The organism is Methylibium sp. T29, from assembly GCF_000576205.1.
GTDB classification, from domain to species: domain Bacteria; phylum Pseudomonadota; class Gammaproteobacteria; order Burkholderiales; family Burkholderiaceae_C; genus Methylibium; species Methylibium petroleiphilum.
Genome location: NZ_AZND01000231.1, coordinates 1 through 5,282, shown reverse-complemented (window position 1 = coordinate 5,282; position 5,282 = coordinate 1). Strand labels below are relative to the sequence as shown.

Annotated in this window: 6 protein-coding genes and 1 pseudogene; 1 reads left to right on the top strand and 6 read right to left on the bottom strand. The window is 66.2% G+C overall.

Translation table 11 applies throughout. The features are described from left to right. The 3 genes and pseudogenes from x551_RS18200 to x551_RS18190 all read right to left on the bottom strand — a co-directional run. Positions 1 to 246: pseudogene (locus x551_RS18200) on the bottom strand (ABC transporter permease); the annotation flags it as partial. Continuing rightward, positions 243 to 2,219: an ATP-binding cassette domain-containing protein gene (locus x551_RS18195; RefSeq protein WP_036249942.1), complete on the bottom strand. Its 1,977-nt coding sequence runs from the start codon at positions 2,217 to 2,219 to the stop codon at positions 243 to 245. The gene x551_RS18195 and the pseudogene x551_RS18200, both read right to left, overlap by 4 nt. Then, positions 2,198 to 3,280 carry an HlyD family efflux transporter periplasmic adaptor subunit gene (locus x551_RS18190; RefSeq protein WP_161728071.1) on the bottom strand — a complete coding sequence of 361 codons (1,083 nt, stop codon included), beginning with the start codon at positions 3,278 to 3,280 and terminating at the stop codon, positions 2,198 to 2,200. The genes x551_RS18195 and x551_RS18190 overlap by 22 nt, the downstream gene beginning before the upstream one ends. Positions 3,281 to 3,682: 402 nt before the next feature. Between x551_RS18190 and x551_RS18185 the strand changes: the two genes are divergently transcribed. Then, the gene (locus tag x551_RS18185; RefSeq protein ID WP_036249939.1) at positions 3,683 to 3,919 is read left to right on the top strand and encodes a DUF2789 domain-containing protein; all 237 of its coding nucleotides are present in this window, start codon (positions 3,683 to 3,685) and stop codon (positions 3,917 to 3,919) included. On the opposite strand, the gene cadR is transcribed toward x551_RS18185, so the two are convergent. The 3 genes from cadR to x551_RS26575 all read right to left on the bottom strand — a co-directional run. Continuing rightward, positions 3,920 to 4,387, bottom strand: a complete 468-nt coding sequence (gene cadR, locus x551_RS18180; RefSeq protein WP_051512139.1) for a Cd(II)/Pb(II)-responsive transcriptional regulator — start codon at positions 4,385 to 4,387, stop codon at positions 3,920 to 3,922. A 184-nt stretch (positions 4,388 to 4,571) separates the two neighbouring features. Continuing rightward, positions 4,572 to 5,072, bottom strand: a complete 501-nt coding sequence (lspA, locus tag x551_RS18175) for a signal peptidase II (protein ID WP_036249936.1) — start codon at positions 5,070 to 5,072, stop codon at positions 4,572 to 4,574. A gap of 8 nt (positions 5,073 to 5,080) precedes the next feature. Further along, on the bottom strand, positions 5,081 to 5,282 hold a 202-nt coding region (locus tag x551_RS26575), incomplete at its 5' end, for a hypothetical protein (protein WP_216701342.1).

Below are 5,282 nucleotides of genomic sequence, written 5' to 3'. Positions count from 1 at the left end.
GGCCGCATAGCCTTTGAAGGCGAAGTACCGCGATCCGATGAAGCCATAAGCGTACTCGCGGCTCAGCGCCGACTGATCCTGGTCGACAACGACGAACGGTACCCGCTCCACGTCCAGCGACAGCCCGTACCCGAAGATCAACATCAACGCAGGCGACACCAGGAAGGCCAGCGTGAAGAACAGCCGGTCGCGCAGCACCTCGCGCCACTCCTTGTGAGCCACCGCCAGGATGCGTCGGAGGTTCACGCCGTAGTCCTCGCGTGGTCGAGGGCCTCGAGCGCGTTGACGCGATACACGAACACGTCTTCCATCGAGACCGGTCGCCGAACGACGGCGTTCACCCGCACGCCGCCATCCTCCAGCAGCATCGGCAGTCGTTGCCGGTCCTGCTCCGGCGCCGCGGAAAGCACATGGACCCGCCGACCGAACAGCGCCGCGTCGCGAAACCCCAGCGCCCGCAGCCGGGCAACGGCCAATGAGGGATCGGAGACGTCCAGTTCGAGCAGGGCACCTACGTCCGTCTCCAACTGCATCTTCATCGCCGCCGGCGTCGCATCGGCCACGATGCGCCCGGCGTACATCAGCGCCAGCCGGTCGCAATGCTCCGCCTCGGACATGTAGTGCGTGGTGACGAGGACGGCCACGCCCTCCTCCCGCGAGAGCCGGAACAGCACGTCCCAGAACCGTCGTCGGCCCACCGGATCGACCCCGGAAGTCGGCTCGTCCAGGAACAACACCTTCGGCCGGTGCACCAGCGCGCAACCCAGGGCGAGCCGCTGCTTGAGACCCATGGGCAAGCGCCCTGCCCGATCGGCTTCGTGGCCGCCCAGGCCGGCCATGGCCAGGATCCACCGCCGCCTTGCCAGAGCTTCGTCGCGCCGCAGGCCGTAGATGCCTGCAAACAGGTCGATGTTCTCGGTCACCGTCAGGTCGGCGTACAGGGAAAAAGCCTGGGACATGTAGCCGATGCGTTCCTTGAGGGCCTGCCTGGCGTCGCGCATGTCCACCCCCGCGACCCGGCCCACGCCGGAGCTCGGCGTGAGGATGCCGGTGAGCATCTTGATGACCGTGGTCTTCCCGGCTCCGTTGGCGCCCAGCAAGCCGAAGATCTCCCCTTCAGCGACCTGGAACGATGCTGCATCGACGGCCCGAAAGGCTCCGAAGTCACGGGTGAGTCCGGCAGCATCGACAGCCACACCGCCGTTGGCCCGGACGGACCCGACGGCGGTCTCTGCGGGCGAGTCGTCCGCGAGAAGGCCCCGCTTGCGCAGGATCGCGATGAACGCGTCTTCCGGGTCGGCATCGCCGGCCTGCACTTCCTCCACCACCAGACCGTCAAGAGCGAGCCGCACTTCGCGCTCGGCGGGCTCCGCCGTCAGGTCATCGGCGAACACGCACAGCCGCGGCCCCAGCGTCTCCACCTGCGCGAAACGGGATCGCAGGCGCACGAATGCGTCCGATTGGGGCGTTGCGTTGACCAGCACCGTGCTGCCAGCGGCAAGGGCCTGGATGTCCGCCGGCGTGCCTTGCGCCAGGAACTTGCCGTCGTGCATCAACGCCATGCGGTGAAAGCGACTGGACTCGTCCATGTAGGCGGTCGAAACCAGGGCCGCGATGCCGCGCTCGGCCACGAGCTCGGACAGGATCGACCAGAAGTCTCGGCGCGAAACCGGATCCACCCCTGTGGTGGGCTCGTCGAGGATCAGGAAGCGTGGCTCGTGCACCAGCGTGCACACGAGGCCGAGCTTCTGCTTCATGCCGCCGGACAACTGCTTGGTGGGGCGGTCGCGGAAGCGCTCCAGGCGTGTCATGGCCAAAAGCCTCGCCTTGCGCTCGGCCAGATCCTGCTCGGCGACCAATCTCAGCCGAGCGAAGAAATCGATGTTCTCCTCGACGGACAACTCGGGGTAGAGGTTCAGCCCAAGTCCCTGAGGCATCAGGCCGATGCGGTCCTTGATGCGTTCGCAAGCGGCTTCCGTCTCGAGCGACACGCCGAACACCTCGACCTGCCCTGCATCGAAGGTCAGCACCCCGGCAATCGCCTTCATCAGGCTCGACTTGCCCGCTCCATCGGGGCCGATCAGTCCGTAGATCTCGCCGGGTCGGACATCGAGGTCGACGCGGTCCACCGCCAGGCGCCGGCCGTAGCGCTTGGTGAAGCCGCGAACTGTCGCAACCTCGGTTGCGGGCGGCGCGCCTACCAGCGCGGTCTCGCCCATGCCACGCCTTCCTTCCAGCGGATCACGGCATCGGCCGGCAGCCCGGGCGCCAGCCTGTGGTCCGGGTTAGCGTTGAGCTGGAGCTTGACGGCGTAGACCAGCTTGACCCGCTCGTCAGGGGTCTGGACTTCCTTGGGCGTGAACTCGGCGCGGGCCGCAATGTGACGCACGGTCGCGTCGTAGGGCTGGTCCGGGAAGGCGTCCGTGTAGACCTTGGCCGGGAGCCCGAGTCGCAGCTTGCCGATCTGTGCCTCGGGGACGTAGACCTTCAGGTACAGGTGATCGAGATCGAGCAGTTCCAGCACGGGTGCGCCCGCGGCCACGACCTCGCCGGGTTCGCGCATCCGTGCCGTGACCACGCCCGCAGCCGGCGCGCGCAAGCTGCGGTCGGCCAGCAGGCTTTGTGCCTCGGACAGCGATGCCTTTGCCTGCATCAGCTGCCCTTGCAGCGTCAGCAGGTCCGCCTCCTTGACGCGAATACGCTCACCGCCCAACTCGGCCTGGGCGAGTTGCTTGCGGCTTTGCAGGTCCGCTGCCCGCGCCGCAGTGACCTCGCTCAGTGCGGCGTCCAGTGCCAGTTGAGCGCGCTCGCTGCCCTGGCTGCTCGTGAACCCCTTGGCCACCAGGTCGGCGGCGCGGTTGACATCGCGGCGCGCCATCTTCTCGGCCGCCTCGGCTGCTGCGACCCCTGCCTCAGCACGCCCCACCCCGGCTCGCGAGGCATCGATTGCCAGCGGAAGCTCCCGCTTCATCAGTCCGATGGCCAGCTTGGCGCTGGCGATCTGCGACTCCAGCATCGCGCAAGCAGCGCTCGCCTGGTCGACGCGCAGGCGCAGTTGCTCGTCGTCGAGTTTGACCAGAACTTGTCCGGAGACGACGGCTTGGCCTTCACGAACCTCGACGGCAACGATCCGACCCGCCGCCTTGCTCGACACGGTGATGTCGTCGCCCTCGACGCGCCCGTTGGCCTGAATCAAACCGTCGGGCAGCCTTCCGCGCTCGGTGGAGTAGTCGTACGCGACGTACCCGGCAGTGAGGAGCGCCAAGGTCAGGCCAGGCACGATGTAGCGCCACCTTGGGTTCTTCCGGAATCCTTCCGCTGTCATGGCAGCCACTCTTCTTCGTGATCGTTGCTCGACGCGTGGCCGAAATGCTCATCCACGTAGGCATTTCACACCGCGAGATGTCCTCCCCGGATGACGTTGATCAAGGCGAACAACACTGAATCACAAGGCGTCTGCTGCTCTGCAGCGGCGTACCCCGCGACCGTGGCCCGATGCGTCGCACGACTGACGCTGCCGCGCTGGAGGCCTTGGCGCGCGCTCGTACGCGCGGCATCCCTGCGCCGCGCCCGTGTTGCGTGACGCGCCGCGATCAGGCAGCGAGGCGATCCAGCAGGGGTGCTGTGCTGGTTCTGCGCTGGGAGCGCGTGGGCAGAACAACGGTCAGGGCAAAATCGCAGCATGGAAAAGCCGTTTCACCGCTTCTCGGAACTCTTCGCCCAACTGGGACTGCCTGCCGATGTGGCGTCCATCCGTGACTTCATCGAGCACCACTCACCGCTGGCGGCCGGGACGAAGCTCGAGGATGCGAGTTTCTGGACCGCCGCGCAGGCGCGCCTGCTGGGGGAACTCATCGCGCAGGACGCCGATTGGGCCGAAGTCGCTGACCAGCTGAACGCGGCGCTCCACCGACGCTAGCTAGGCACGAATCGAGCGCCGCGGCTTGCGGGCGACGGGGGCAGCGGCACCGTTTCCATGAACCGGGCCTTGTCCGCGGGACGTGACGTTCTTCAAGCCATCCAGGATTGCGCATTCGGCCGCCACACCATCGCACTGATTGCGCAGCGCCTTGAGTTCCTGCTGCAGGTGTTTCAACTCGCGGATGCGCGTGGCCACATGCTCAATGTGCTCGTCCAGCACGTTGTTGACGGCATGACAGTTGTCGCGCGGCGCGTCCTGGAAGCGCAGCAGCGCACGGATCTCATCCAGTGTCATGTCCAGCGAACGGCAATGCCGGATGAAGGCCAGGCGCTCCAGATGCTCGGGCTTGTAGAGCCGAAAGTTGCCCTCGCTGCGCGGCGGCTCTTCGAGCAGGCCCTCGCGCTCATAGAAGCGGATGGTCTCCACCTGGGTCTGGGTGATCCTTGCGAGTTCGCCGATCTTCATGGACAACTCCGTTCATGAACGCACATGGTGCCTCGTCAGCCCTATAGGTACTTCAGGCTCCAATCACCGCAATCGGGCGCAGATGCGGCTTCTGCCTCCAGCCCGAGGCCGCACTCGCACTGATAGACGGCCGCCGCACTGACGTTTTCTTCGAGGTTTGCCCCGACTGCATAGGGGCTTTGGGTCAGGTGTCTCCGCGCGAAGCGGGCTTGACGTCCCCGTACCCGAGAAGTGAAGCCGCTACCAACGCGACTGCGCCTCCCGTGATCGCCATGTCGGCGATGTTGAACGCCGGCCAGTGCACGCCGCGCAGGTGAAAGTCGAGGTAGTCGATCACCTGACCGCGCGCGGCGCGGTCGAAGGCGTTGCCCAGCGCTCCGCCAAGAATCAAGCTGTAAGCGAGGGCTTCGAGGCGGCGCACTGGCTTGGCCAGCATCCAAGCCAGCCATATCGATGCTCCCAGCGCGATCACCAGGAAGAACCAGCGCTGCCAACCTCCGGCGCCTGCCAGGAAGCTGAAGGCCGCGCCCGGGTTCAGGACATGGACCAGATTGAAGAACGTCGTCACCTCACGTGACCAGCCCAGCGGAGTGGTCAGGTCGATGAAGGTCTTGGCGGCTTGGTCGATGGCAAGCACGGTGAACGCCACGGAGTACCAACGGGCTTTGCGATTTGGATCTGTCATTGACTTCTTCAAGTTCGGAAACTGCGGTGCTTGACGCCGCAATGGGCGGTGGCCGCGACAGCTTGAATGCACGCCAGGTCGCGCGAATAGCCTGCACGCGGCAACGCATTGGCCAGGAACCCCGACGCATCCACATGGCCATCGCCGAGCGGTCTGATCGATGTGGCCGGCAGCGCGCAGCCCCATGGTGAAGTCAGCGTGTGCGCGCCG